Annotated in this window: 22 protein-coding genes and 2 pseudogenes; 16 read left to right on the top strand and 8 right to left on the bottom strand. The window is 68.1% G+C overall.

The genetic code is table 11. From position 1 onward, the window contains the following. Positions 1 to 218 precede the first annotated feature (218 nt). The 11 genes and pseudogenes from OHA25_RS23570 (at position 219) to OHA25_RS23520 (ending at position 9,574) form a co-directional block, all read left to right on the top strand. Positions 219 to 905 (top strand): GntR family transcriptional regulator, encoded by a 687-nt coding sequence (locus OHA25_RS23570; protein ID WP_327589659.1) that lies wholly within the window; start codon positions 219 to 221, stop codon positions 903 to 905. A 791-nt stretch (positions 906 to 1,696) separates the two neighbouring features. Continuing rightward, a complete protein-coding gene (locus tag OHA25_RS23565) occupies positions 1,697 to 2,170 on the top strand; it encodes a RidA family protein (protein ID WP_327589658.1) in 474 nt (157 codons plus the stop codon). 125 nt (positions 2,171 to 2,295) lie between these two features. Further along, on the top strand, positions 2,296 to 3,405 hold the full coding sequence (locus tag OHA25_RS23560; RefSeq protein WP_327589657.1) for an alanine racemase: 1,110 nt from the start codon (positions 2,296 to 2,298) through the stop codon (positions 3,403 to 3,405). Positions 3,406 to 3,454: 49 nt separating this feature from the next. Then, entirely contained in the window at positions 3,455 to 4,189 is a 735-nt protein-coding gene (locus OHA25_RS23555; protein ID WP_327589656.1) for an SDR family NAD(P)-dependent oxidoreductase, read from the top strand. 229 nt (positions 4,190 to 4,418) lie between these two features. Next, positions 4,419 to 4,772, top strand: a complete 354-nt coding sequence (locus OHA25_RS23550) for a cupin domain-containing protein (protein ID WP_327589655.1) — start codon at positions 4,419 to 4,421, stop codon at positions 4,770 to 4,772. A gap of 153 nt (positions 4,773 to 4,925) precedes the next feature. After that, a pseudogene (locus OHA25_RS23545) lies at positions 4,926 to 5,129 on the top strand (transposase); the annotation flags it as partial. Positions 5,130 to 5,177: 48 nt separating this feature from the next. Then, positions 5,178 to 6,281: an ABC transporter substrate-binding protein gene (locus OHA25_RS23540; RefSeq protein ID WP_327589654.1), complete on the top strand. Its 1,104-nt coding sequence runs from the start codon at positions 5,178 to 5,180 to the stop codon at positions 6,279 to 6,281. Continuing rightward, positions 6,274 to 7,413 (top strand): ABC transporter ATP-binding protein, encoded by a 1,140-nt coding sequence (locus OHA25_RS23535; RefSeq protein WP_327589653.1) that lies wholly within the window; start codon positions 6,274 to 6,276, stop codon positions 7,411 to 7,413. The genes OHA25_RS23540 and OHA25_RS23535 overlap by 8 nt, the downstream gene beginning before the upstream one ends. 3 nt (positions 7,414 to 7,416) lie before the next feature. Next, a complete protein-coding gene (locus OHA25_RS23530; RefSeq protein WP_327589652.1) occupies positions 7,417 to 8,307 on the top strand; it encodes an ABC transporter permease in 891 nt (296 codons plus the stop codon). After that, positions 8,304 to 9,170 (top strand): ABC transporter permease, encoded by an 867-nt coding sequence (locus OHA25_RS23525; protein WP_327589651.1) that lies wholly within the window; start codon positions 8,304 to 8,306, stop codon positions 9,168 to 9,170. The genes OHA25_RS23530 and OHA25_RS23525 overlap by 4 nt, the downstream gene beginning before the upstream one ends. Next, positions 9,167 to 9,574, top strand: coding sequence for an aldehyde dehydrogenase family protein (locus OHA25_RS23520; protein ID WP_327589650.1), 408 nt, complete (start codon positions 9,167 to 9,169; stop codon positions 9,572 to 9,574). Before OHA25_RS23525 ends, OHA25_RS23520 begins: the two co-directional genes overlap by 4 nt. Here OHA25_RS23520 and OHA25_RS61480 read toward each other — a convergent pair. Beyond that, a complete protein-coding gene (locus OHA25_RS61480) occupies positions 9,552 to 9,848 on the bottom strand; it encodes an aldehyde dehydrogenase family protein (protein WP_442942203.1) in 297 nt (98 codons plus the stop codon). The two genes, OHA25_RS23520 and OHA25_RS61480, sit on opposite strands and share 23 nt — an antisense overlap. A 283-nt stretch (positions 9,849 to 10,131) precedes the next feature. Next, positions 10,132 to 10,569: pseudogene (locus OHA25_RS61475) on the bottom strand (homoserine dehydrogenase); the annotation flags it as partial. A gap of 181 nt (positions 10,570 to 10,750) precedes the next feature. On the opposite strand from OHA25_RS61475, the gene OHA25_RS23510 reads away from it, so the two are divergent. From OHA25_RS23510 to OHA25_RS23495, 4 genes are all read left to right on the top strand, one after another. Then, positions 10,751 to 12,100: an aspartate aminotransferase family protein gene (locus tag OHA25_RS23510; protein WP_327589649.1), complete on the top strand. Its 1,350-nt coding sequence runs from the start codon at positions 10,751 to 10,753 to the stop codon at positions 12,098 to 12,100. A 27-nt stretch (positions 12,101 to 12,127) separates the two neighbouring features. Continuing rightward, on the top strand, positions 12,128 to 13,207 hold the full coding sequence (locus OHA25_RS23505; protein WP_327589648.1) for a phosphotransferase: 1,080 nt from the start codon (positions 12,128 to 12,130) through the stop codon (positions 13,205 to 13,207). Between the two features lie 220 nt (positions 13,208 to 13,427). Beyond that, the gene (locus OHA25_RS23500; RefSeq protein WP_327589647.1) at positions 13,428 to 14,600 is read left to right on the top strand and encodes an ROK family transcriptional regulator; all 1,173 of its coding nucleotides are present in this window, start codon (positions 13,428 to 13,430) and stop codon (positions 14,598 to 14,600) included. A 76-nt stretch (positions 14,601 to 14,676) separates the two neighbouring features. After that, entirely contained in the window at positions 14,677 to 14,841 is a 165-nt protein-coding gene (locus tag OHA25_RS23495) for a hypothetical protein (protein ID WP_327589646.1), read from the top strand. Positions 14,842 to 14,990: 149 nt separating this feature from the next. On the opposite strand, the gene OHA25_RS23490 is transcribed toward OHA25_RS23495, so the two are convergent. Next, complete coding sequence (locus OHA25_RS23490) at positions 14,991 to 16,037, bottom strand: LacI family DNA-binding transcriptional regulator (protein WP_327589645.1); 1,047 nt, start codon at positions 16,035 to 16,037, stop codon at positions 14,991 to 14,993. A gap of 280 nt (positions 16,038 to 16,317) precedes the next feature. Here OHA25_RS23490 and OHA25_RS23485 point away from each other — a divergent pair, with 280 nt between their 5' ends. Then, a complete protein-coding gene (locus OHA25_RS23485; protein WP_327589644.1) occupies positions 16,318 to 19,323 on the top strand; it encodes a glycoside hydrolase family 2 TIM barrel-domain containing protein in 3,006 nt (1,001 codons plus the stop codon). A 54-nt stretch (positions 19,324 to 19,377) separates the two neighbouring features. Here OHA25_RS23485 and OHA25_RS23480 read toward each other — a convergent pair whose 3' ends face one another. From OHA25_RS23480 to OHA25_RS23460, 5 genes are all read right to left on the bottom strand, one after another. Then, on the bottom strand, positions 19,378 to 21,072 hold the full coding sequence (locus tag OHA25_RS23480) for a cellulase family glycosylhydrolase (RefSeq protein ID WP_327589643.1): 1,695 nt from the start codon (positions 21,070 to 21,072) through the stop codon (positions 19,378 to 19,380). Between the two features lie 81 nt (positions 21,073 to 21,153). Then, positions 21,154 to 22,611: a glycoside hydrolase family 43 protein gene (locus OHA25_RS23475; protein WP_327589642.1), complete on the bottom strand. Its 1,458-nt coding sequence runs from the start codon at positions 22,609 to 22,611 to the stop codon at positions 21,154 to 21,156. Between the two features lie 14 nt (positions 22,612 to 22,625). After that, the gene (locus OHA25_RS23470; RefSeq protein ID WP_327589641.1) at positions 22,626 to 24,638 is read right to left on the bottom strand and encodes an alpha-galactosidase; all 2,013 of its coding nucleotides are present in this window, start codon (positions 24,636 to 24,638) and stop codon (positions 22,626 to 22,628) included. After that, positions 24,635 to 26,617, bottom strand: coding sequence for a beta-galactosidase (locus OHA25_RS23465; protein WP_327589640.1), 1,983 nt, complete (start codon positions 26,615 to 26,617; stop codon positions 24,635 to 24,637). The genes OHA25_RS23470 and OHA25_RS23465 overlap by 4 nt, the downstream gene beginning before the upstream one ends. After that, on the bottom strand, positions 26,614 to 26,928 hold the full coding sequence (locus tag OHA25_RS23460; protein WP_327589639.1) for a hypothetical protein: 315 nt from the start codon (positions 26,926 to 26,928) through the stop codon (positions 26,614 to 26,616). The genes OHA25_RS23465 and OHA25_RS23460 overlap by 4 nt, the downstream gene beginning before the upstream one ends. Positions 26,929 to 26,931 lie beyond the last annotated feature (3 nt).

Raw genomic sequence — 26,931 nt, 5'->3', positions numbered from 1 at the left:
CCACAAGCACCCGCGTCGCCGGACCGGCATCGGCCTGACAACCAAACGGCACCACTCGAGACACCGACCTGTCGCCGCGACCGTGAGCCGGATGGGGCACGGCTGTGAATTCAGGGAGCTCCGTGCCAGACAACCAACTTGAGGTGTGGATGCAAACCAGCGGAGGTATAGTCGACAAACGACCAAGTGGTCGACAAGCACCGACGGAGGGCAACGGGGTGGACCACAAGTTCGAGTGGCAGGAGCAGCGGACGACGACGCCGGACGGCGTCTATCGCGTGCTGCGTGCCGCCATCCTCGATGGGACCGTACCTCCTGGTGGACAGCTGCGCGAGGCGCACATCGCCGCGGATCTCGGGATCAGCCGGTCCCCGCTGCGCGAGGCGCTGACCAAGCTGGAGGAGGAAGGGCTCGTCGTAAAGATCCCTTACCGTGGGGCGTTCGTCGTAGAGGTGAGCGCTCGTGAGGTCGCCGAGATCGACTCGGTCCGCCTGCGTGTCGAGCCGTACGCCGCTGAGCTCTCGGCCGAAGCGCTACGCGGTTCTGAGCGGCCGCAGTTGATGCAAACTGTCGAGGATCTCCGCCGGGCAATGGAGATGGACGACATCCCTGCCAGTATCGACGCACACCTTCGCTTCCACAGGCTCTTCTACGATCTCTCGGGGCATGGCATCCTGCAGAGTCTTTGGAGCGGCTGGGAGACCAAGCTGCGCCTCTACCTCAGCGTCGATCACCGCACTTACAGCGACGACCCGCATCAATTGGTCGTCGAGCACGAGAGGTTGGCCGCGGTTGCCCTGGAAGGCGACACCGACGCGTTCCGCCAGGAACTGGCTGCCCATTTCCCAATGGGACTGCGAGCCCAGACGGGAGATCCAGGGGAACGCACGCCCCGGCATGTATGAGGCCATGCCGCCTGCGTGAAGTGTCCAAGCCCGCTCGCCACCGTGACGTTGTAGACCAATGCCGAAAAGTCAAGGATCACGCTCGCACTGTCAACGCGATCTTGTAGTGGATCTTGAGTGCCGGTTGCCGGTTGCCGGCGCGGTGGGACGGGTAGGGGGCGACGGGGCGTTTACGGTTGCGGGGTAGCTGCGCGGGCGGGTCCGTTCTTCCAGGAGACGGCGGGTCGTGGCGGCCTTGTGTCATACGCGCGGTTCTCCCGCGGCGCAGTCGGCGTCGTGGCCTTCCCCTGGAAAACCCTCAGCAGCTGGGTGTCGTCAGCAGGCGTGGATCTCCGGCTGCATGCCGCGCGGGCAGCGTGAGCGCAGGAACCGGCCCGCACAGCGCGGGCTGGTGACCACAACGCGCCGGGGCCCCTCCGTCGATCCAATCTCCCACCTGCGCGCATACCAGACCGCCGTCCCCCGTGCGGGAATTCAGCGGGGTGGACGCGAAGGTGAGCCGGGTCGCGGCGTCGACCGTCGCTTCCAGCAGCGGCGGGTCGAGCCGCACGTGGTGTTCCGAGGTCGCACTCGAGGCTGAAGTTTGTATTGACAGTGCTCGACGGGCACCCATATGGTCGACAAACGACAATAGTAGCGGTTTCAAGCCACCATATGGCGTTTGTCGCCACTGTCACTCGAGAGGAGAGCCGAGTGCAGATAATCAAGATTCGTACGAAGCGGGTTCTCATGGCCAACTGCGTGGGTTTGTGCTCTGTTCCGTCCGCGGAGATGGCGCGATGAGCCAGTCCGTGACTTCGGCAGCGAACACCGACTCGGCTTCCGATCGGCTCCAGGCATTGGGTCTGGCCCTTCCCGAGCTCCGTGACAACCCGTACTACGTGCACCACCGGAGTGTGGATTCCAGCATCTACATTTCGGGCCAACTGCCTTACAAGGACGGTTGGCTGCTGGGTGAGGGCATTGTCGGCCGGGACGTCGAGCTGGAGACGGCGCGGGAGCTCGCGCGCCATGCCGCGCTCAACGCGCTCGCTGCCGCTGTGCAGGCGGTGGGCGACCTGGACCGGGTCCGGATCGTGCAGATGCTGCTCTTCGTGGCCAGTACGCCGGACTTCGGTGAGCAGTCGAACGTCGCCAACGCCGCCAGTGAACTGCTCATCGAGGTGCTGGGCGAGAACGGACGGCACGCTCGCACTGCGATCGGTGTGGCCGGACTACCGCTCAACAGTCCGGTCGAGATCCAGATGGTCTGCACCGCGGTGTAGGCCGGGGCACGACGGTGGTGTGGCGCGAGCACGCGCGATGTCGCGGGCCGCGCGCGTTCGGTATCCAGGGGGAGTCAGCACCCGCGCCCCCGATCATTCCCAGGCAGAACCACAAGGAGGGCAGCGTGAACCGGCTGCAACGAGCACTCGACGCTCTGGCCGAGCGGATCGACACCCCCGCGCCGATCGTGCTGGTCGACGTCATGCAGGGCAACATCGAGCGCATTCAGGGCTTCGCCGACCAGCACAACCTCAAGGTCAGGCCGCACGTCAAGACGCACAAGTGTGTGGAGATCGGGCGGCGTCAGGTGGAGGCCGGCGCGGTCGGGATCACCGCGGGCAATGTCGGTGAGGCTGAGGTCTTCGCCGCGGCTGGATTCGACGACATCTTCCTCGCCTACACGATCTGGCCCGCGGGAACGAAAGGCACCCGGATCCGCCGACTCGCCGAGTCCGCCCGGCTGCGGGTCGGCGTCGACAACGTGCCGGCGGTCGAGGCCCTCGCCGACGCGATGGGAGACGAACCCGACCGGCTGCAGGTCGTGATCGAGGTCGACTGTGGCGCCCGTCGTTCCGGGGCGCCGCCCGAGGCTGCGGGCGACCTCGCGCTCGCCGCCCGCAAGCGCGGTCTGGTGCCGGTGGGCGTCTTCACCTATCCAGGTCACGGCGGCGCCGGTCGGGACGCTCGCCGGCGCGCCGCGCAGGACCAGGAAGCCGCGCTCATCACCGCGGTACGCAGCCTCGCCGACGTCGGGGTCACCGCACAGGTGGTCAGCGCCGGCTCCACTCCCACCCTCGAGTTCTCCACCAGCAGCAGCGTGATCACCGAGATCCGTCCCGGCGAGTACGTCTTCGGCGATCTGAACAACACCCGGCTCGGCGCCTGTACGGAGGACCAGATCGCGCTGTTCGTCGCCGGCACCGTGGTCAGCGACTGGGTCCCCGACCAGGTCATCCTCGATGTGGGCACCAAAGCCCTCAGCCGTGAAGGCAGCCCCGAGCTCGGCTACGGCGGCATCGCCGGCACGAAGGCAGTCCTGTCCAAGCTCAACGAGTACCACGGATTCCTCCCGCTGCCGGACGGCGAGTTCCGCCCCAGCGTCGGCACCGTCGTACCGGTGGTGCCGAACCACGTATGCCCGGTCGTCCTCGGTTTCGAGGAACTGATCGTCACCGACAGCATGGGCACGTCGCTGCAGCGCTGGCCGGTCGACGCCCGCGGATTCCTCAACTGACCGGCCCCGAGCCCGCAACCCGACCGACCTCCCCCCAGGAGTGCCTGACATGAGACTCAACAACGTGGCGGCCCTGGTGACCGGCGCCAGCAGTGGCATCGGGCAGGCGGTGAGTTCCCACTTCCGCCGCGAGGGGGCGCGGCTGCTGCTCACCGGCCGCAGGGAGCGGCTCGACAGCACTGAGCCCGACGACCTGTACGTTCCCGGAGACCTCAATGACGAGGCGTTCGTCGAGCACCTGGCCAAGCAGGCTGCGGAGTCCTTCGGCACCGTCGACGTCGTCGTCCTCAACCACGGCCTGCAGGCCGTCAGTCCGCTCACCGAGATGGCCTACGGCGACGCGAAGAATGTGCTCGAGAGCAACCTGCTCAGCGCGTTCCTGGTGATGAAGCACTTCGCGCCGCTGATGCCCCCCGAAGGGGGCTCGTTCGTCTGCGTCAGTTCACGGCTCGGCATGGTCGGCATGTCCGGGCAGGTCTTGTATTCCGCCGCCAAGGGGGGCCTCATCATGCTGGCCAAGGGCGCGGCGATCGAATGGGCGCCGCGCAACATCCGCGTCAACGTCGTTGCTCCGGGGCTGACCGCCACTCCGATCATCGAAGCGTCGATCCAGCACAGGCCCGACCCCGAGGCCTACCGCCGCGAGCGTGAGAGCCAGATCCCGCTCCAACGCCTCGCCACCCCCGAAGAGGTCGCCGACGCGGTGCTCTTCTTCGCCTCGTCGGAGTCGTCGTACGTCACCGGATCGGTCCTGACCGTCGACGGCGGGTACACCGCTGGCTGAATGCCACTGCATGCCCCGATCGCCGCACTCGAACTGCGCCACCCACAGTGCGACCGTGCCGAGGACCGCATCCGCGCCACCCCGGCCACCCCGACACCAGCCGCAACGCGTCGCCAGCCTCCGCACATCGGGAACGGGCCACGCCCACGAGTACGTGCCAGACGCCGCTCGGCAACGGCTCATCGACCGTGGCAGCGGCTACCAACTTCTCAAGCCCAAAAGGAAAAACATGTCGCTCCTGAAGGCCATCGACACCAATCCCTCCTTCGCGCCGCGCGAGTCCGGCCCGCTCCCGGAACGCCTGATTTCCGGCAACCCCGCCTTCAAGACCTGGGCCCAGGACGTCGCCCGCGGGGAGACGATCCATACGGGCGTCTGGGAAGCGACGCCCGGCGAGACGCGCTCGATCAAGGGCGAGACTTTCGAGTTCTGCCATATCCTCTCCGGCATCGTCGAACTCACGCCGGAAGATGGCGAGCCGGTGGCCTACAAGGCAGGCGACAGCTTTGTCATGAAGCCGGGCTTCGTCGGTGTCTGGAAGACCATCGAAACCGTGCGCAAGATCTACGTGGCCGTGATGTGATGCCGATGCCGCGCGACCCGATCGTCTTCGAGAGCTCTCGCGAAGTTACCTGCTGAGCAACGTCGCCGGGGCCGATGGACCGCTCGGCACATTCCTCAGCCGCAGGCCCGGCTCTGCCTCATCCCTCACGAGTGCCTTCATGCCGCGGCTCTGGTGAGGACCGCCGCCACCCTGCTGGTCACCGCCTGCGACGGCTCCAGCTTCCCCACCGCCGCTCACCCGGCCTTCTAGCCGGCGTCGCCCCGACAACAAGGTCGTCGGGGACTTCGATCCACGGCGAACACGCGCCCAGAAGCGGCGACCGGCAACGCAAGCGGGCGGTGCTTCTGTCCGCGTTCGCCGCCCCTGCACGATCCCGTCCTCGCACAGTTCGGTCCCACGCGTCCCTAGATGAGGAGTATTGCCATGAGTGATTCCATGATCGGTCGTAGAGCGCTTCTGCGCGGAGCAGGCGGCCTGGCCGCCCTCGCCGCCGTGCCCTCGATCGCCGCCTGCGGCACCGGCACGAGCCGTGTCTCGTCCGGCGAAGGCAAGGGCGGCGGCAAGACGGTGATCGTCCGCGACAGCGGCGGTTCCTACGGCGCGGCCCTGCAGAAGGCGATCTACACGCCGTTCACTCAGGAGACCGGCATCAGCGTCAAGGTGCTCAACCTGGACGACGCCCCGCTGCTGGCCCAGATCAAGCAGGGCCGCCCACAGTGTGACCTCATCAACAACTCGATGATGTCTCACTACAAGTACGTCGCGCAGGACGCTCTGGAGACGCTGGACCCCGACCGGATCAAGAGCCTGAAGAGCGCGAAGACCCCCGAGAACCAGATCACCGACCATGCCATCGGCCACAGCTTCTATGGTCAGTGCATCGCGTACCGCACCGACGCCTTCGGCGGCCGCAAGCCCGAGTCGTGGGCGGACTTCTGGGACACCAAGGCGTTCCAGGGCGCCCGCTCGATGGTCAACCCGGACGGTGACCTGCCCGAACTGGAGTTCGCGCTGCTGGCCGACGGCGTCCCGATGGACCAGCTGTATCCGCTCGATGTGGACCGCGCCTTCAAGGTGCTGACCCGGCTGCGGCCCGAGATCAAGAAGTTCTGGGACAGCGGCCCACTGCCCGGTGTGCTCCTCAGCCGCCAGGAGGTGACGATGTCCACCGTCTGGGACGGCCGGCTCGCCGATCTGCAAAAGCAGGGTGTCCCGGTCGCACGGCAGCTCAACGGCATGCGCCGCCAGTTCTCGGGCTACGCCATCGCCAAGGGCGCGGCCAACGTGGACGGCGCCTACCAGCTCATGGACTTCTCGCTGCGTGCCGAGATCCAGGCCAACCTGGCCAAGGCCTTCCCGTCGAACCCGGCATCTCCGCTGGCCTACGAAAAGCTCACCGAGGACGAGCGCAACGCACTTGCCGGTGCGCCGCAGTACTACGACAAGGGCTTCGACGCGGACATCGACTGGTGGCTGAAGAACGAAGAGGCCGTCAGCAAGCGGTGGCTGGGGTGGGCTCGTGGCTGAGTTCGGTGTGGCCGGACCCTCCGTCGAGGTGGCCGGCGCCAAGCCGGCCACCTCGACCGGCAAACCGCTGTCGGTAGTGGCCCTGCGCAAGACGTACGGGGACGTCGTCGCCGTCGACGAAGCGTCCATGGAGATCGCCGCCGGGGAGTTCGTCACCTTCCTCGGCGCCTCCGGGTCGGGTAAGACCACGACCCTGATGATGATCGCCGGTTTCTGCGAGCCGGATTCCGGCACCATCACCGTCGGGGACCGCGACGTGACCCGGCTGGCCCCGCAGAAGCGAAACCTCGGTTTCGTGTTCCAGCAGTACCTGCTCTTCCCGCACATGACCGTGAGCGAGAACGTCGCCTTCCCACTCACGCTGCGCGGAGTGCCCAAGGACGAGATCCGCAGGCGGGTCGGGCAGACGCTGGAGATCGCGGGCCTGTCCGGGTTCGGCGGCCGCAAGCCGCGCGAGCTGTCCGGCGGGCAGCAACAGCGCGTCGCTCTGTGCCGGGCGCTGGTCTACCGGCCGCCGGTCATCCTCATGGACGAGCCGCTGGGCGCGCTGGACAAGAAGCTGCGCGACCAGCTCCAGGTGGAGATCAAGACCATCCAGCAGGAACTCGGCCTGACCGTCATCTACGTGACGCACGACCAGGAAGAAGCGCTGGTCCTGTCCGACCGCATCGCGGTGATGCGCAACGGCAGGATCGAGCAGTTCGACACCCCGCGGGAGCTGTTCGAGCGGCCGAGGACCCCCTTCGTCGCCGACTTCCTCGGCGCGGCCAACTTCCTACCCGGCCGCATCGAGCAGCACACCGACGAGTACACCCTGGTCCGCCTCGACGAGTCCGGCGGCCTGCTGAAGGCACGGCGCCACGAGCTGGCCGCCGGTGTCCCGGTCAAGGTCGCCGTCCAGCCGGGCCGGCTGCGGGCCTGTGCCACCGACGACGGCTTTTGTACCGGCACGGTGGAGAGCGCCACGTACGTGGGCACCCTGGTCCGCGCAGGTGTGCGGGTCGATGGCGGTGACTCTCCGCTGTTGCGCCTGGAGGTACCGGCCGGCCGGGGCCCCATCGCCGGCGAGCGGGTGGGGATCAGCACGGATCCCGACGACGTCAACCTCTTCCCGACCGAGCAGGGCGGGTGAGCCATGGCCGCCACCCTCGCCGGCGCCCCCGCCCGTCCGCGCAAGCTCCTGGCGTCGCGCAAGACCCGCGTCGGGATCCTCTACGCGCTGCCGGTCGTCGTGTACCTGCTGGTGCTGTTCGTCTACCCGATCGTCACCACGCTGTTCCTCAGCCTGAAGAACGCCGACGGGTCGCTGACCCTGAACTGGTACGTCGACGCGCTGACGGGCGTCAACCTCTCGGTCCTGTTCACCACGCTGCGGATCTCCGCCGAGACGGCGCTGTTCAGCCTGGTCATCGGGTTCCTCCTGGCGAACGCGATCTCCCGGCTGAAGCCCCTGTGGGCCGCACTGGCGATGCTGATCGTGGTCGTCCCGCACTTCATCAGCGCCCTGGTGCGCACCTACGGCTGGATCATCCTGCTGGGTGACAAGGGCCTGGTGAACGAGACCCTGGCCGGCCTGTCGCTACCGGGGACGCCGGTCCAGCTGCTCTACAACGAACTCGGCGTGGTCATCGGCACCACCTCGATGATGCTGCCCTACACCGTGCTGCTGCTGTACGGGGTGATGCGCGGTGTGGACCGGCGGCTGCTCGCCGCCGCGGCCAGCATGGGGGCGGAAGGCGTGACGATCTTCCTCCGGGTCTATCTGCCGCTGGTCGCCCCTGGCCTTGCCAGTGCCGGACTGCTCAGCTTCATCCTGTCGCTCGGCTACTACATCACCCCGGCCCTGATGGGCAGCCCCAACCAGACGATGATCGCCACCCTCATCAACCAGCAGGTGACCAAGGACAACCAGTGGAACGGGGCGGCCGCACAGGGAGTCATCCTGCTGCTGCTCACCATCGCCGGACTGCTGCTGGTCAAGCTCGTCAGCTCCCTCGGCGAGGCGAAGAAGAGGAGCGCGTCATGATGGAGCTGCGCAAGACCCTCGCCGGGCGGATCGCCCTGACCGCCATCGCCACCATGATCCTGCTGTTCCTGGCGCTGCCGATCGTCGTCATCCTCGTCACCTCCTTCAGCAACAACGCCTTCGCTCAGTTCCCGCCACAAGTGTGGACGCTGAACTGGTACAAGGCGCTGTTCGCCGACGGCAGCAAGTGGCCGGCCGCGCTGTCACTGAGCGCCCTGGTCGCCGCCCTGAGCACCGTGTTCTCGCTGATCATCGGTGTGACCGCGGCGACCGCCCTCACGCGCAGCGAACTGCCGCTGCGCTCCGCGGTCTACGCCCTGGTCCTCGGACCGCTGGTCATCCCGCAGATCGTCACCGCGCTGGGCCTGTTCCTGCTCTTCGAGCCCGCCGCGATGCTGGGCAGCCCGCTCGCGATCGCCCTGGGGCACACCGTGCTGGCCTCACCGATCGCGGTGCTGATCCTGATCGCGACCCTGCGCGGGATCGACGAACGGCTGGAGGACGCCGCGGCGAGCATGGGCGCCGGCCGTCTGACCATCGCCCGGCGGATCACCTTCCCCCTCGCCGCCCCCGGGATGCTCGCGGCGGCGATCTTCTCCTTCATCACCAGCTTCGACGAGTTCTACATCTCCCAGTTCCTCTCCTCGATCGACACCGTCACCCTGCCCGTGCGGGTCTACAACTCGCTGACCTTCGAGATCGACGCCAGTGTGACCGCGGTCAGCGCGATCCTCATCGCCTTCGCGATCCTGGCCCTCGGCCTGGTGGCCCTGGTGCGCTGGCTCGGTTCCGGGCGGCAGGACTCGCTGCTGTCGGTCGAGAACACGGCAGGGGTCGCCGCTCCGGGAGGCGAGGCCGTATGACCACCCAGCGCTCGTGCTCCCGTGGCACACCATTCTGCGACTTCGAAGTGCGCAACCCCGCAACCGAAGAAGTCATGGCGACCGTCGCCGACTGCGGCGCACAAGACGCGTTGAGTGCACTGGACGCGGCGGCCGCGGCCGCCGACGGGTGGGCCTTCACCAGCCCGCGGGACCGCGCGACCGTCCTGCACCGGCTCACCGACGCCATGATCGGGCACCGTGAGCGTCTGGCCCGGATCATCACCCTGGAGATCGGCAAGACGATCACGGAAGCCCGGGGCGAGGTCGATTACGCCGCAGCCTATTTCCGCTGGTACGCCGAGGAGGCGGTCCGCCAGCACGCTCGTAGCACCCCCTCCCCGGACGGCAAGAGTCACATCGTCACCGTCGCCGAACCGAGGTGAGCAGCGTGGCGCTCCTCGTTGGCGGTGATCCCCCTAATATGAACGGAGTGATGGCGGCGATGATGCCCAGCGGTTCGCGGGTGAACCAGCCCTGCCGCTTCTCCGAGCCCTCATAGGAGTCGAAGGGGATGACCTCGCCGGCGTTGCGCCATGCCTCGGCCGCGGACAGGGACAGGGTGTTGACCGCGCGGGCGACCTCCTTGCGGGCCTGAGTGATGGTCTTGCCTGCCTCGCTGACGATCAGCTGAGCGAAGGACTCGGCGCGCCGCTCGATCAGGCGGGCGGCGCGTTCCAGGATCGCAGCCCAGGAGGCGGGACAGCGCGGCCGCGGTGCGGCGCCCGCACCTGGCCTGCTGCAGGATGCTGCCGACGGCGCCTGCGTCGACGGTGGGGACCGAGGCGATGATCTCGCCGGTGTAGGGGTTGTGCACGGGCGCCGTGTCGGTGTCCAGTTCGATGCCGGGGGTCACGATGGTGTCAGACACGGTGAGTCTAACGGGGAGCGTGGGCGCGGTGTCGTCGTCGGCGTGACGCTGGTGGATGGCGATGATGTCCGACAGCAGGGCGTAGGCGGTCTCGACGCGGCCGGCGCCGGGCCCGGACACCGTGACGGCGCCGAGGAGGTCGGTGCGGAAGGAGACCGCGTTGACCGGGCCGGAGATCCCGGCGAGCGGGTGGTGCGCCGGCAGGGCGAGGGGGGCCTCGACGCTGCCGTCCTCGTGGCGGGTGGCGGAGCCGACCAGCTTCCAGCGCAGCCCCTTCGAGGCGGCGTCCCGCACCTCCTGCGGTGTGATCGCGGAGATGCCCTCGCAGAAGACGTCCTCGCGGCGCAGGTCGGCGCCGAGGACCTCGTTGGCCAGGATCATGACCTTGAGCTGGACGTCGTGGCCCTCGATGTCGGCGGTGGGGTCGGCTTCGGCGTATCCCAGTTCCTGGGCTTCCGTGATGGCCGCCGGCAGATCGACGCCTTCTTCGCGTCGGCCGAGGATGTAGTTCGACGTGCCGTTCGACCGCGGCCTGGACCGCCAACTGCTCGATCTGCCGTTTGCCGATCACGTTGCCGCAGCCGTGCGCGAGTAACAAAATAAGTTTCAGACTGGAACTGAAACAAAAGATGGTAGGCTGCCGCTGAAGCAGCCGCAACGAGATGCAAGCCACGAAGGAGGGGACCCGCTGATGACTTCCACGCTGAGTCGAGCGCTGGTCAACTACCCCAACGGGTTCGACCCCGCAGCGATCGGTGAACTGCCCGAGCGATTGCGGTCCACTCTCAAGCGGCGAAACAACGTGCTGGGCCCTGGTTACACGCTGAACTACCGGGAGCCGGTCGAGTTCGTCTCCGGTCGAGGCGCTCACCTGTTCGACCGGGATGGCAACGACTACCTTGACGCCTACAACAATGTGCCGTGCGTCGGTCACGCACACCCGCACGTTGTCGAGGCCGTGTCCCGCCAGATGGCGGCGGTCAACACCAACACGCGCTATGTGCAGGAATCACTCGTCGACTACGCCGAGCGCCTTGTCGCGACTATGCCCGAAGCGCTCTCGAGGGTCAGCTTCGCTTGCAGCGGGTCGGAGGCGAACGACCTGGCCATGCGCGTGGCTCGCTTCCACACGGGCGGCGAGGGAATCGTAGTGACTCGCTGGGCTTACCACGGTCTCACTCGCGAGGTTGCGAGCTTCTCGCCGACGCTCGGCGCGGGGTCACCGCTCGGGCCGAATGTGCGGCTCATCGATGTTCCTGATCCGCGACTCGTCCCGCCGGGTTCATCGCTTCCCGACCACATGCGAAGCCAGGTGCGCGGCGCGATCAACGACCTCGAGCGCCACGGCTACAGGCTTGCGGCGCTGATCACCGACTGCGCGCACTCCAGTGATGGCCTCTTCACCGATCCTGTCGGTTACCTGCGTGACATGGTCGAGGAGGTGCACGCCGCGGGCGGCGTGTACATCGCCGACGAGGTCCAGTCGGGATTCGCCCGGCTCGGAGAGTCGATGTGGGGGTTCAGCCGCCATGGGGTGCTTCCGGACATCGTCACGATGGGCAAGCCCATGGGCAACGGCATGCCGATCTCCGGTGTGGTGTTCAGGCCCGAGGTGTGCGACGAATTCGGGCAGAATGTCCGTTACTTCAACACCTTTGCGGGCAGTTCGATCGCGGTTGCCGCCGGTGCCGCGGTTCTGGACGTCTTCGAAGCGGAGAACGTGCAGCGGCGAGTTCTCGACAACGGCAGGGCGCTTCGAGCCGGCCTTGAGGAGATCACTCGCGAGTCTCCCTACGTCGCAGAGGTCCGCGGCAGTGGTCTGTACGTGGGCGTCGAACTCGTGAAGGACCGGGAGTCGCTGGAGCCCGATCGTGTCCGCACTGAGCACGTCATCAACGACATGCGTGAGCGTCGCGTCCTCATCAGCGGCACCGGGAAAGCAGTCAATGTGCTCAAGATCCGACCGCCGCTGGCCTTCGACTCGGCCGACCTGACGCGATTCCTCGAGACCTTCGCGGAGATCGCCGAGATGCGCCTGTAGCAGGCCGAAAGCCGAAGGGACCGAACGGTGAGCACCTCGCCCCCCGCGCGTATCGCCCAGCAGTTGTTCGAGGAGAGCGGCCTGGCATCATCCCACGAGTCCATCGAGACGAACGTGGTAGACACCCTCCTCGCCCGGCACTACCAGCTGAGCGGACATCTCGAGCGGCTGGCAACCGAGAAGGACGACACGTTCCGGCTGCGGACCGGCACGGCCGACCATCTCGTCAAGGTTTCCCCGCCTGACGAGGCGGTAGCTGTCGTAGCTCTGCAGACGGCTGTGATGCGCCACCTCGAAGCCGAAGCTCCTCATCTCCCTCTCCAGCGGGTCAAGGAAACCATCGAAGGCAGCGACAACGTACCGATCGAGACGAAAGACGGCGGGGTTCGAATCCTGCGGGTCTTCGGCTTCGTCGAAGGCGCCGTCCTGGCGCGGACGAACCCCGATCCCCAGCAGCTTGCGAAGGTCGGGCAGATGCTCGGGCGAGTGGATCTGGCTCTGCGGTCATTCAGGCATCCAGCGGACGAGCGGCGCCTTGTGTGGGACCTTCGACACTTCGACCAGCTGCGGGAGCTCATCGAGTACACGCCCAGTGCGGCGCACCGTCGGCTGGCACAAGAAGTGTTCCGTCTTTTCCACGAGAACGTTGTTCCGAGGCTGGGTGATCTCGAGACCCAAGTGATCCATGGTGACTACAGCCCTTACAACGTCCTGGTGGATCCGCGAACAGACAGCTTCGTCACAGGAGTAATCGACTTCGGTGACAGTGTGCGCAGTGCTTTGATCTTCGATCCTGCTGTGTCTCTCGCGAACCTTCTCGGCCGGACGCCGTGGGATCCCTGGCGTGAGGCATGCAGCTTCGTCGCGGGATACGAGCGGGCCCGGCCGATCAAGGACACCGAACTCCCGCTCCTGCCTGTTGCCGCGCTGGCACGCCTGACACTTCGCGCGCTGGTCACCCATTGGCGCGCGGAACGAGTGCCGGAGCGTCGCGACTACCTGCTCGAGCACGCCAGAGACGACTGGGTCAACGTGGAGCGGGCCATAGCCGTCGCCATGGAGGAGGTCGTGGCCCGCTTGGTGAGCACCCGCCATGACACGCCTTGAGGCGGCGCGACTGCGGCGACACTCGTCGGCGTCCGACACGGCAGACCTGGCCTCCAGCAGGAGACGGCCACGAGGTTCTCCCTCTGAGGGGAACAGGCGGAGTTCATCAGAAGCGCAGGCGGGCCAAGGATCAGCAGCTTCGCTGACGCCCACGGGCGGCTCAGCAAGTGCGGCAGAGACCACTGGTTCGGGCTGCGTATGGTCTCGCTAAGGTCATGAGGTGAGCAGCATCAACCCCACACCACGCGACTACAACAAGGCAAGTGTCCTTGACGTGGTTCTCTCCCATGCGCCGTTGACCCGGAACAGGCTCATCGAGCTCACGGGGTTGAGTAAGGCGACGGTGTCGCGGGCCGTCGAGGAACTGCGCTCTGACGGGTTCGTCGTGGACGGGGGAGTCGACGCCGTCGCCGGGCGTGGCCGTCGGTCGACGTACCTCGATGTGCCTGAGACGGCCGGACACGTCGTGGGGGTCAGCTTCGGCGCCCTGACCACCGGCGTGCTGGTGACCGACCTACGCGGCCGTGAGATCGGACACGTGATCGTTCCGACGGTCGAGCACCACGACGTCCCCGCTGCCGGCCAGTGGCTGGTCGACCTGATCGCGCAGGCCAGCGCATCCGCACGAGGGCCACTGCGCCAGGTCGTCGCGGCACTGCCCGCCCATGTCCGCGACGGCGCCGAGGTCTTTCGGCCTGCCGATCCGATGAAAATCTTCTCCGGCAGAGACCTCCACCGAACCGTTGAAATGCTCGTAGATGCTCCAGTGACCTTCGACAGTGACGCAAACGCGTCCTTGCTCCGGGTGCTCACGGACGACGCGAGTATCCATAACGCTGCCCTGTTCAGCGTCAGCAGCACCCTGAATTTCGCCACCTGCATGGACCAGGAACTGGCTCGGGGACGTACTCCTGCGTTCGGCGACATCGGTTCCCTCTCCTCGGGCATCGACGACCGCACTCTCAACGGGCTGCTGAGCACCGCAGGGCTTGTGAAGTTCGCTCGCGAACACGGACTGGACCTCGAACGCGTCGAGGACCTGTGGCTGGCACCTCAGGACCATCGTGCCCGTGCCGAGATACTCAAGGCGTTCACGACGGCGGTGACGACCGCCGTGAGCATCGTCGCCGTGACACTCGATCCCGAGTCCGTCTACTTCGTCGGCCGGTTGCACCCCTTGGTGGACGAGGTGCTCCCCGAGGTACGCAAGCGACTCGCACAGAACTTGCCGGCCGTCCCCCGGATCACGACCGTCTCGCAGATTCTGGGACTCTCGGTAGCACGCGGCGCGGTGCACGCCTGCCTGGCCATGGCCCACAACCGCCTACGGGACACGCTGCTCAAGGCACGCAGTCAGGGACCGCGGCAGGGGCAAGCTGCGCCGGCATTCTGATCCGGACCGCGAGCATGAGGACGAGAGCGCCGTCCTCCCCGTGGAACACTGTTCCCTCTACGATCCGCGCGTATCAGTGAACGGTCCGGTGCAGTTCACCGATCGCGCCCGCGCCGTCGAGCTGCTCATTGAGCGCATCGCCGATCCGGCCACTCCGCACCGCGATCTCCTCCTCGCTCCGCCCATCTCCCTCCGCGGGACCACCGCACCCGCGCGCCCCCGCGACTCCCTGCTCTCCTGACGAGGGGCGCGACTGTCGCTACGACCTCGCCGAGCTCTTCTTCCGATCCGCAGAAGGACCTGCTCCCCCGCGGCGCCCCATTGGTGACAGGGGTGCCGCGGTCGGGCCGGCGCGTTGCGCGCCGTGTCGGCCTGCTCCACCGAAACGGCTCAGCCGCTCGGCGGTGCTGTGCTCTCGCGGACCGTGAGGGTCGTCGCGATCTCCAGTCCCACCTGGGGAACCGACTCCCCGCGGCCGATGGCCAGCGCCAGTTCCGTGGCGGCGACCGCCATCTCCGTCAGCGGCTGGTGAACCGTGGTCAAAGGCGGGTCGACCCAGGCCACGACCGGAAGATCGTCGTAGCCTACTACGCTCAGGTCCCCGGGGATGGACAGCCCCAGGTCGCGAGCGGCCTGGTAGACGCCGAGCGCTTGCATGTCGTTCGCGGTGAAGATCGCGGTCGGCCGGTCGGGCCTGGACAGCAGCTCGCGCGCCGCGGCGCAGCCGTCCTCGCGAGTGAGGAGGGTCCGGACCAGGAGTTCGGGATCCGGGTGAACGTTGGCTTCAGCCAGCGCGGAGTGGTAGCCCGCCACTCTGGCGCGACAGAACGAATGATCAGGTCCGCTGATCATGGCGATGCGGCGGTGTCCCAGTTCGAGCAGGTGCCGGGTCGCCGCCTGGCCGCCCCTCCAGTTGGTGGCGCCCACGAAGGGGACGCCGTCCGGTACCTCGTCGATCGGGTCGTAGACGACGTACGGGATGCCTTTCGCCTTCAACTTCTCACGCTCGGACGGCGAGAGTTGCGCCACTGACAAGACGCAGCGAGGGCGCCGGCCGACCGTGTCGTCGATGGACATCGCAGGCGTTTCATGGAGGCCGAACTCCGAAACCATGACCCCGACGCGGTTCTTGCGGGCCACCTGCTCGACCCCGCGGATGATCTCCACGGCCCACATGTTCTCGAGCTCGCGGAACACGAGTTCCACGATATTGTTCCGGCTGCCCGAGGGCCTGCGGTATCCGTGCCGATTGATCAGTTCTTCGACGCGGGCACGAGTCTGATCCGAGACCCCCGAACGTCCGTTGAGCACTTTCGACACGGTGGGGATCGAGACGCCCGCGGACTCGGCGATGTACGCGATGGTGACCGACGGAATTCCACCACCTCGCGCGTCCTGCTCGTCGGCCGCTGGTTCGCCCGTTCGGTTATCCGTCACGATCACCCTTCCCTCATCAACGGCGGGTCCGCACCAAGGAAACTATAGAGCAAGCCAGCCGAAAACTTTCTGCAGCTCACCACTGCTTGAGGTCCGTCTCTGACGGCAAACCGCGGTTTTCGCCTCGTGCACCGCTACAGGCGAGCGTGGCACGGCCGGCTTGCACAGTCGCGGTATGGCTGTTGGCGTGCCTGTCATCGCCGATACAGCACGGCTTCCCGCAAGAGATGTTCGATAGTACGGTTTCGCGAGAAACTTTCGCGCCGTCCAGAGGAAAAGCATGTCCCCTCGCTACTTCGAAGACTTCTCGCCCGGCTACGGCAAGCTGGCGCCGCGCGCCGTCCTCGCTTCAGATGCCCCGCGGCTCGACCTGAACGGTGACTGGGCGTTCCGTTTCTCCCAGACGGGTCTCGACGAGCCGGACGGCTTCGAGCTGCCCGGCTTCGACGGCATGGGATGGGACAGGCTTCGCGTTCCCTCACACTGGCAGCTCCATGGGTACGGCAAGCCCGCCTATCTGAACATCCCGTACCCAATTCCCCTGGATCCCCCGTTCGTTCCGGACGAGAACCAGACCGGTGACTATCGCCGGGTCTTCGATCTGCCCGAGTCATGGGACGGCACGCCTGCCGTGGTGCGCTTCGAGGGCGTGGACTCGTGCGCGCGAGTCTGGCTCAACGGGGTGGAACTGGGGGTGAGCCGGGGCAGCCGCCTGCCGGTGGAGTTCGACGCCTCGGAGTCGCTGCGTCCGGGCCGCAATGTCCTGGCTGTCAGGGTTCACCAGTACTCCTCGGGCACGTACCTGGAGGACCAGGACACCTGGCGGCTGTCCGGGATCTTCCGTGACGTCGCGCTGCTGGCCCGGCCCGTCGGCGGGATCCGGGACGTGTTCGTGCACGCCGACTATGACGTCTCCGGCGGAGGCGGGCGGGTGCGATTCGACGTGGAAGCCGGGGCGCCCGTCGAGGTCAGCATTCCGCTGCTCGGGGTGGGTGCCGCCCCCGCTACGGAGACGTTCACGTTCGGCCAGGTGCGTCCGTGGAGCGCGGAGGACCCGTTCCTGTACGAGGCCACTCTTGCCACCCCGGCCGAACAGGTGCGCGTACGCTTCGGCTTCCGCACTGTCGCCATCGACGAGTCCGGTGTGCTGACGGTGAACGGGCGGCGAGTGGTGCTGCGCGGCGTCAACCGGCACGAGTTCGACCCCGATCGCGGCCGCGTGGTGAGCAAGGAGCTGATGCGCCGCGACGTGGAACTGATGAAGCAGCACAATGTCAACGCCGTCCGCACCTCGCACTACCCGCCCCACCCTGCCTTCCTGGATCTCTGCGACGAGCTCGGCCTGTGGGTCATGCTGGAGTGCGACCTGGAGACACACGGCTTCGACCAGACGCGGCCCGAACCCTGGCAGCGGAATCCCTCGGACGATCCACAGTGGCGTGACGCCTATCTGGATCGCATCCAGCGGACCGTGGAGCGCGACAAGAACCACCCCAGCGTCATCGCGTGGTCGCTCGGCAACGAGGCCGGCGACGGGCAGAACCTTGCGGCGATGGCCGCGTGGATCCACGAACGCGACCCGTCCCGGCCGGTCCACTACGAAGCCGACCGGCTGGGCCGCTACGTCGACATCTACGGCGAGATGTATCGCACCCCGGCCGTCGTCCACCGCATCGGACAGGGACGGCTGCGGCCTGGGGAGATGTTCTATCCGGCCATCGACGGCGCGGGCGACCCGGCGGACGACCGGCGCAACGGCATGCCCTTCGTCTACACGGAGTTCGCGCACGCGATGGGCAACGGCCCCGGTGCCCTGGCGGAGTACATGCGGCTGTGCGAGCAGTACCCGCGGGTCCAGGGCGGGTTCGTGTGGGAGTGGATAGACCAGGGCTTGCGCTCCACCGACGCCCTGGGCCGGGAGTTCTTCGCGTATGGCGGCGACTTCGGGGAGGACCTGCACGACGCTAGCTACATCTGCGACGGCCTCATGTTTCCGGACCGGACGCCGTCACCGGGCATGCTGGAGTACCAGAAGGTCATCGAGCCCGTCGTCATCGAGCCGAGCAGCTCGGGACGCATCTCGATCCGCAATCGCCACGCCTTCCTGGACCTGTCCCACTTGCGGTTCACCTGGTCGGTTTCGCAGGACGGAGACCCGATCGCCGACGGGCGGCTTTCTGTGCCGCACGTTGCCGCCGGGGAGTGCGTCGATATCCCTGTCCCGGAGGCGTATGGGGAAGGCGAACGCTGGTTGACCGTTCAGGCCGAGCTGGCGCAGCCCACCGCGTGGGCGCCCGAGGGTCATGTGGTGGCATGGGGCCAGATTCCGCCCGCCGCGACCAGTGCCCCGACGGCCCTGACCGATACACGGGTACCCGCCGAGTCGGTCGGCGAGCATATCTCCCTCGGCCCGGCCCGTTTCGACCGACATTCGGGGAGGCTGGTCGGCCTCGGCGACCAGCGCTTTCACGGTCCTCAGCTGGTTCTGTGGCGCGCGCCCACGGACAACGACCTCGCCTGGGCGCAGGGCGACGCCCGGTACTGGAAGGACCGCGGCCTGGACCGGTTGCGCCACCGGACCGTGTCCGTCGATGCGGGCGATGTGGGCCTGACCGTCGTGGTGCGCAGCTCGGCGGCCAACTCCGACTGGGGCTATCTCAGCACGTACCGCTGGGACAGCGACGGGCGGCGCCTGCGCGTTCGGGTGCGCACCGAGCCGTTCGGCTACTGGCCCGAACGGGCGGATTCCTTCACCGAGGCGATGGTGGACCCCGACCTGCCGGACGAGGAGCGTAAGGAACTCCTCCGCCTCGACAAGGCGCCATCCCTGGCGCGAATCGGCCTCGTCTGGCAACTTCCCGAGGAATGGTCGCAGATCCAGTGGTTCGGCGCCGGACCCGGCGAAGCCTACCCCGACTCGCGGCAGGCGGCGCGGATCGGTCGTTTCCACGCCACGGTCGACGAGCTGCAGACCCCGTACGTCCGCCCGCAGGACAACGGATCCCGTGCCGACGTGCGGTGGGCCGAGATCACCGACCGGGCGGGCGCGGGAATCCGCATCGAGGGCGAGCCCCTGTTCAGCCTCGCCGCCCGGCGCTGGAGCGACCGGCACCTCGCGGCGGCCCGGCACCAGACCGATTTGGTCCCCGAGCCGCTGATCTACCTGCACACCGACCATGTCGTGCACGGCCTCGGGTCCGGGGCGGTCGGTCCCGGCGTCCTCCCCCAGTACCGGCTCGACGTCAGGGCCGCCGACTTCGCCTTCATCCTGTCGGCGACGGCCTAGACCCAAAAAAAGGGAGCCGCCCCGCATGTGCGGGGCGGCTCTCGGTGAGAAGGGTCAGGAGGCCGTGCCGGTGACCGTGTCGCCGGACCTGGTGACCTGGTAGGTGACCTTGGCGCCGCTCCAGAAGTGGAAGGTCAGCGTCAGCGGCGTGTTCTCCCGCATCTGGCTGACGAGCTCCTTGAGCAGGCGGATCGAGTTGTCGGCGTAGGCGGGAGAGTAGGACCTGCCGTACTCCTTGTAGGACGTCCAGTCGTGGGGTGCGGCGTTGGTGCCGTCGGCATACTTGGCCTCCATCGTGGCGAGCCGGTCACCGTTGAACTGGGTGGGGATCGTCAGCGACTCCGTGGTGCCGGTCGCGTTGGACAAGACCGGTGTGTCGTAGCTGATCACATAGATCTTCCACGGGATTCCCGAGGAGAATCTGGCCTGGATCGTCGCGTTGACGCCGTGGGCGCGGTCGCCCGCCAGCCGGGTGAGGGCAGCCGCCGTGAGCGTGAGCTTGTCGCCGGAGACCGTGTAGTCCCGGCCCGGGTAAAGCCTGCTGGCGCCATGCCACAGACCACGGAAGTAGGTGCCGTTCTTGTTCAGGGTGAGCGACTGGGCCTGGATCGCACCCGACTTCGGCACGAACACCGAGTCACTGGAGGCCGTACCGGAGCGGGTGGTCCAGCTCGACTTGATCTGCGCGAACAGGCCGGGGTCCTTCCACTGCTGGAGAGTCTCCCGGTTGAGGTGCTGGCCGTTGTCCCACCACATCGTGGTGAGCTCCTTGGCACGCGCCTGGTAACCCAGCATTTCGAAGAACTTCAGCTTTTCGCCCTGCTGGACGGCGTTCCAGTCCACGTCGAAGCTGAGCAGGCCGTACTCACCGACGATCACTGGGATGCCGCGGGAGACGAAGGTCTGGTGCGCCCTGTCGAAGTAGCCGATCAGGTCCTGCTGGGTCTCCTCGTTGAAGGTGGTGACTCCGGCGATGTTCACGCTGAACGGCCAGTAGCCGTAGAAGTGGATGGTCGCGGCCAGGTTCTTGTCGTTCAGCGCGGTGATCTCGTTGGAGAGTCCGTCCAGGTACTTCTGGTCCGCGCTGGTGTGAACGGTGGGCAGGACCAGGATCCGGTCGGCGTTGAGGCCGCCCGAGCCGCGGACGATGCCGTGGAAGGAGCGGTTGAGCTCGGCGAGGAGCTTTATCTTCTCCTCGTCGGTGGCGTTGTCGAATTGCGGCTCGTTGACGCTCTCGAAGAGCACCTTGCTCGGCGCGTCACGGAAGGCGGCAGCGATCTGGGTCCACGAGGCGTTGAAGCGGGCGACCACCTCGTCGTGGTTGGCGGGCATCTTGGAGATCCACTGCCACGAGTCGTGGTGGACGTTGATCAGGACGTAGAGGTCGGAGGCGAGCGCCAGGTCGACGACCTCCTTGACCCGGTTCATCCACTTCGCGTCGATGGTGTACGGCGCGGTGGCGGACTGGTGGTCGGTCCAGGTGACGGGGATGCGGACGCTGCGGAAGCCCTGGGCGCGGATGGCCTCGAACAGCGGCTTGGTGGTCAGGGGGTTGCCCCACGAGGTCTCGTCGGGGAACGCGTCCAGCGTGTTGCCCAGGTTCCAGCCGGGCTGCATCGCCGCCACGACGTCCATCGCGCTGTCGGTGCGCTTGTCAGTCGAGGCCGCGGTGGGGCTGGTGGCCAGCCCTAATGCGGTGATCAGCGCGATGAGGAGGCTCGCCGCGCGCGAGAGGGGGGTGGTTCTCATTTCTTCCCTTCCGTGAGTCGCCACTGCGCCTGCTGCGCCGTGGGGTGGATGCGGTTCGGATCCTGGTTCGGCGCCGCCCATTCATGGCCTGGCCTCGTAGTCGAACCAGTCGAAGTGCACGGCGCCGGTCGCGGCGTACATGCCGACCACCCGGCCGGTGAAGCCGCCCGCCACCTCGGTGGAGAGGTATCGGCCGTCGAGCGAGGCGAGCACGGTGAGGGCGCCGGCCTCGGTCTCGACGCCGAACGAGAGTGCGTCGGGCGCGGCGCGCGGGCCGTGCGGCGGCAGCGGTTCGTCCGTCTGGACGGCCAGCACCAGCGGGCCGGCGGGTGCCGGATGTTCGGCCACCACCGTCCGCACCGAGCCGATGCGGGCGACTACCCGCACCTGGCCGCCTCCAGCCTCGATCTCGTAGTGGTGTTCCTCGTCGAGCCGGACGGCCAGGCCGCCACGGCCCTGTGCGGGGTCGATCATGGTGCGGGCGCGCCACCTCAGGTGCTGCGGGCGGCGGCCGAGGAAGGTCACGTCGGGCTCGTCCAGGGAGGCGCCGCGGGCGCGGAGCGTCAGCCAGCCGGCCCGCTCCTTCGTGGTGCACAGGTCCGCCGGGCGGCTCCGCAGCGAGATCCAGCACGCCTGGAGCTCGGCCAGGTCGAAGTCGTCCCTGTTCGATCCGTTCGGCACGCCGGGCACGAGCTCGCCGACGACAGGCCAGCCGTCCACCCAGGTCACCGGGGCGAGGAAGGTCTCGCGGCCCAGGACGTGCCAGCCGGGAGTGCCTCCGCCGGGCCGTACCCCGAGAAGGACCATCCACCAGGATCCGTCGGGAGCCTGGACGAGATCCGCGTGGCCGGTGTTCTGCACCGGGTGTGTGGTGCTCCGGTGCGTCAGGATCGGGTTGCCGGGGCAGGGCTCGAACGGCCCGTCGGGCGCGGGACCGCGGGCGATCGACACCCCGTGGCCCCGCTCGGTGCCACCCTCGGCGATGAGCAGGTACCAGTACTCGCCGATCCGGTAGAGGTGCGGTGCCTCCGGGGCGGCGGCGCCTGGGGTGCCGGACCAGAGCTTGTGCGGCTCTCCGAACGTCTCTCCCGTCCGCGGGTCGATACGCACCTGCCCGACCCCGGCGACCGTACACCAGCAGGTGCCGTCGTCGTCCCAGGCCAGATCGGGGTCGATGCCGGGGACGCCGGGCAGCCGGATCGGGTCGGACCACGGCCCGGCCGGGTCGGTGGCGGTGAACAGCATGTTGCCGCCGCCATCGGCCACAACGGTGACGATCAGCCAGAACCTGCCGTCGTGGTGGCGGAGCGTGGGCGCGTAGACCCCGGCCGACGAGGGGGTCTCGGCCGACAGGCGCAACTGGCTCGGCCGCTCCAGGGCGTTGCCGATCTGCGTCCAGTGCACGAGGTCGCGGCTGTGGAAGACAGGCACACCGGGGAAGTACTCGAAGCTGGAGCAGACGAGGTAGTAGTCGTCGCCGGCACGGCAGACGCTCGGGTCCGGATGGAACCCGGCGACGATGGGGGTAAGGTCTGACACCCCGTGTGGTCCTTTCATGGGAGGCGCAGCAGCACTGCTGACGGAGCGGTGGTCAGGGTCACGGTGAGCTGCGGGTCCTGCCCGATCACCGCCTTGCTGCTGGAGGGATAGAGCAGTTCCGCGCGGTGCGGGTACGGCAGGCGGAGGGTGGCTTCGGCGCCACGCCGCCAGACGGCGAGATAGGTGGCCGTCGGGGCCTGCATGGCGAGCGCGACCCACGGGTCGTCCCAGCCAGGGAGGCCGAGTGGCCAGGAGGGTACGGCCTGCGGCAGGTCGGCCCGGATGGCCTTGTAGACGGCGACGGCCTCGTGGACGAGGGCGCGGGCGTCGGGATCGAGGTCCGCGATGCGGCCGGACAGGTGGATCCGGCCGAGAAGCGCGCTGATCATGGTGAAGGCCACCTCATCCAGCGAGTCCTCGGGCTGCGGATAGGCCCAGACGGCGCCCTGCTCGGGAGGGACGGTGGTGGGCGCGGAGGCCGCGATGGGCGCGTAGCGCTCGAGATTCTGCTGGTCGCTGGTGGACTGCACCTGCAGCCGGGACAGCAGCGCGTAGTCCGAGCGCATGCCTCCGGAGGCACAGTTCTCCACCACCAGGTGCGGGTGCCGGTCCAGGATGCCGTCGAGCCAGTCGAGATGGGCGCGATTGTGGCCGAGCAGCCCGGCCGCGGGGGTCTCGCCGGGACGGCTGCTCGTGCCGGAGCCGGGGTCGATGTTGTGGTCCAGCTTGAGGTAGCCGATGCCCAGCTCGCCGACCAGGCGGTCCACGACACGGTCGAGGTGGGCTCGGGCGGCGGGGTGGCGCAGGTCCAGGTGGTGCCGGTGGGTGTCGGTGACGCGGATGCCGTCGCGGCGGAAGAACGCCTCGTCAGGCAGGGACTCGGCGAGCGGGCTGCGAACGCCGATCACTTCCGGCTCAAGCCACAGACCCGGGACCATGCTGCGTTCCCGGACCCGGTCCAGGACCGCGTGGATGCCTCGTTCGCCGGGGAAACGGGAGGTGGACGGCTCCCAGGCGCCGACGCCGCCCCACCAGTCATCGTCCGCGTCGGCGTACCAGCCCGCGTCGATGACGAAGTACTCCGCCCCGGCCTCTGCTGCCGCGTCGATCAAGGGGAGGAGCTTGGCCGTCGTGGGGTCGCCCATCAGGCAGTTCATGTAGTCGTTGAAGATGACGGGCAGCCGCTGGTGGTCCGGGTGTGGGCGGCGGATGGCCCGGCGGTAGCGGGTCAGCGCGGCGAACGCTTCGTCGCCGATATCCACGGCGAGCGCGACGGGCACGGTGCGGAAGGCCTCTCCGGGTGCCAGCGGGTGGCGCCAGCCGTGGTGGGTGTCGCTGGGTCCGGACAGCGCCACGTAGGCCACGTCCTCGCGCTCCCCGCACTCCCAGCGCCAGCCGCCGCCGTTGTGCTCGATCTGCCACAGCCACGTGCGCCCGGTCTGGCGGTCGGCCAGGCCGCCCATCGGGACGTGGCCGCAGCTCGACCAGACGCCCTGCCCGGCCAGGGTGAAACAGCCCTTGCCGTTGCCGTACCGGATCCGGCCGTTGAGCTGGGGCGAGGTGAGGCGCAGCGGCCTGCGTTGCCACCGGTATTCGGCGAGCCAGTCGTTGTCGGCCCACAGCAGGTCCGTGGTGTCCACGGCGAGACCACTGACCACGAGCGAGGTGACTGACTCCAGGATCAGCGTGTGCTCGCCTTCATTCCGGAGGATCACCTCGCTGCGAAGCACAGGCAGACTGTCCGGCGACCGGTAGATCACCTCTGCGGCAAGACCGCTCTCCGGGTCGTGCAGCTCGACGGTGAGCACGTCGTCGGTGGCGTGGTGCCGCCGGTAGCGCATCCGCGCGCCGATGGCGGTGTCGATGAGCCGGTGGCTGGACCAGTGGTGGCCGTGCCCGGTCGCGGTCACCTCCAGCAGGGGCAGCGGCGCCCGGTGGCGCTCGCCGCCGGGCGGGCCGAAGTAGGTCAGGCGAGCGTCACTGATCTCGAGTCGTAAGGCGTCGTGGCCCCAGGTGATTCTGGTCACTGGGTCTTCCCGTGCTTCAGTACGGCGCAGCCGCCTGGTGGCAGCTCGTCCACGGGAGCGCCAGTCAGCAGGTCGTGGGCGGGCTCGGGCAGGCTGACGGCGTAGGCGCCGTGGTTGAGGACGAACTGCCACCGGGTGCCGTCCGGAGCGTGCCGGGTGACGGATTCGAGGCCGGGAAGTTCCGGGTTGACCCCGGTCTCGTCGAGAAGCCTGCCGATGAGGGCGGCGTAACCCGTATCGTCGAGACGTGTCGAGAGGTACCAGCCTAGGCCCGCGCCGAAGTGGTGACGGGTCAGTGCGGGCTTTGCCGCGAGCATGCCGTGGGTGTAGGTGACCAACGCCTCGGCGCCCTCAGTGCGCAGGGACTCGCTCCAGATGGTGCCGTGTGTGCCGTCCGACAGGACGATCCCCTCGTCCCGCCGGAGGGACCGGTGTTCCTCGACGCGAACGCCCAGCGCTTCGCGCAGCGGCATGGCGGGGTAGCCGCCGAGGCGGGCATGGAGGCGGTCGTCGACGAAGCCGCTGAAGTACTGGACGAGCAGCGTCCCTCCGTCGGCGACGTAGCGGCGCAGATTCGCGGCGCCGGCGTCGGAGAGCAGGAACAGGGCTGGAGCGACGACCAGCCGGTAACGGCTGAGGTCGTGTTCGGGATGGGCGAAGTCGACCGTGACGCCGGCATCCCACAGTGCCCGGTGGGCGCGACGCAGGGTCGCGTGATAGTCGAGGTCCGCCGACGGCAGGCCGTCGGACTCCAGCGCCCACCAGGCGTCCGAGTCGTGCAGCACGGCCACCTGCGCGGTGACCGTCGAGCCCGCGAGCTCGCCAAGACGTGCGACGGCCGCTCCCGCCGCCTGGACCTCATGGAAGATCCTGCTGTCCGCGCCGGCGTGCGGGAGCATCGCCGAGTGCCACTGCTCGGCCCCGGCACGGGATTGCCGCCACTGGAAGAACAGGGCGCCCTCCGAGCCACGGGCGATGTGGCCGAGCGTGTGACGCAGGATCTCGCCCGGCTCCTTGCCCAGAGTGCGGTCGCCGTCGTAGACGGTGTTGGTGCCCTGCTCCATCAGCAGCCAGGGACGGCCGCCCGCGAAGGAGCGGGCGCGGTCGGCGCCGAAGGCGGTGTCCGCGGCGGCGTCCAGACCCGGCGCGCTCGGGTAGTGGTCGATGGTGACCAGGTCGACCTCCCGGCCCAAGGCCCACAGGTCCAGGTTCTGATAGCCGGGGAGCATCATGTTGGTCGTCACCGGCCGGTCGCTGCGAGCGCGGATCGCGTCGCGCTGTTCCCGGTAGGCGGCGAGGACCGTGTCGGACCAGAAGCGCCGGAAGTCGAGAGTATGGCCGGGGTTGCGGTGCCACTGGGTGGCACGCGGAGGCAGCACCTGCTCCCAGGCGCTGTAGTGCTGGCTCCAGAATGCCGTGCCCCACGCCTCGTTGAGCGCCTCAAGTGAGCCGTGACGGGCACGCAACCAGTCCCGGAAGGCGACGGCGGTGTGGTCGCACCAGCAGAGCGTGGTGTACTCGTTGTGCACGTGCCACATCGCGACCGCCGGGTGGTCGCCGTACCGCTCGGCGAGTGCCGTGGCGATGCGCGCCGCGGCGTTGCGGTAGGCGGGGGCGGCCAGGCAGTAGGTGTCGCGGCTGCCGTGGGTGAGCCGGGTGCCGTCCGGTGCGACCGGCAGGGCGTCCGGGTGGGCCAGGGTGAACCACGGTGGCGGAGAGGCGGTGGGAGTGGCCAGGTCCACGGCCACCCCGTTGGCGTGGAGCCGGTCGAGGTGGGCGTCGAGCCAGGCGAAGTCGTAGCGGCCCTCCTCCGGCTCCAGAAGAGCCCAGGAGAAGACGCCGACGGTGGCCAGGTTGACCCTGGCGCGGCGCATCAGCGTGTCGTCTTCCTTCCAGACCGGTTCGTCCCACTGCTCGGGGTTGTAGTCGCCGCCGAAGGCGAGGCCGCCGAGCCGGTCGATCAGGTGGCGGGACGTCATGCCTGGTCCTTTCGGTTTCGGATCGGGAGCCGGGCTCCGTCGCGGAGGAAGAGCGGGATGCGCTCGAGCGGGGCGGCGACGCTGACCGTCCGCCCGCCGTCGTGTTCCTCGCCGGTCCATGCGTCGGTCCATCGGGCTCCGGCCGGCAGGTGGACGGCGCGCTCACGGGCTCCGGCCTCGGTGACCGGGGCGATGAGGAGGTCGGGACCCAGCAGGAAGAGCGCGTCCGGGCCCCACGCCTCGACGCGCAGGGTCTCACCCTTGGCACGCCATTCCAGGGCCTCGCCGAGGTCGCGGAAATGCGGGGACATACG

Origin of the sequence: Nonomuraea sp. NBC_00507 (assembly GCF_036013525.1) — a bacterium.
Lineage (GTDB): Bacteria > Actinomycetota > Actinomycetes > Streptosporangiales > Streptosporangiaceae > Nonomuraea.
This window is presented reverse-complemented; position numbering and strand designations above follow the sequence as displayed.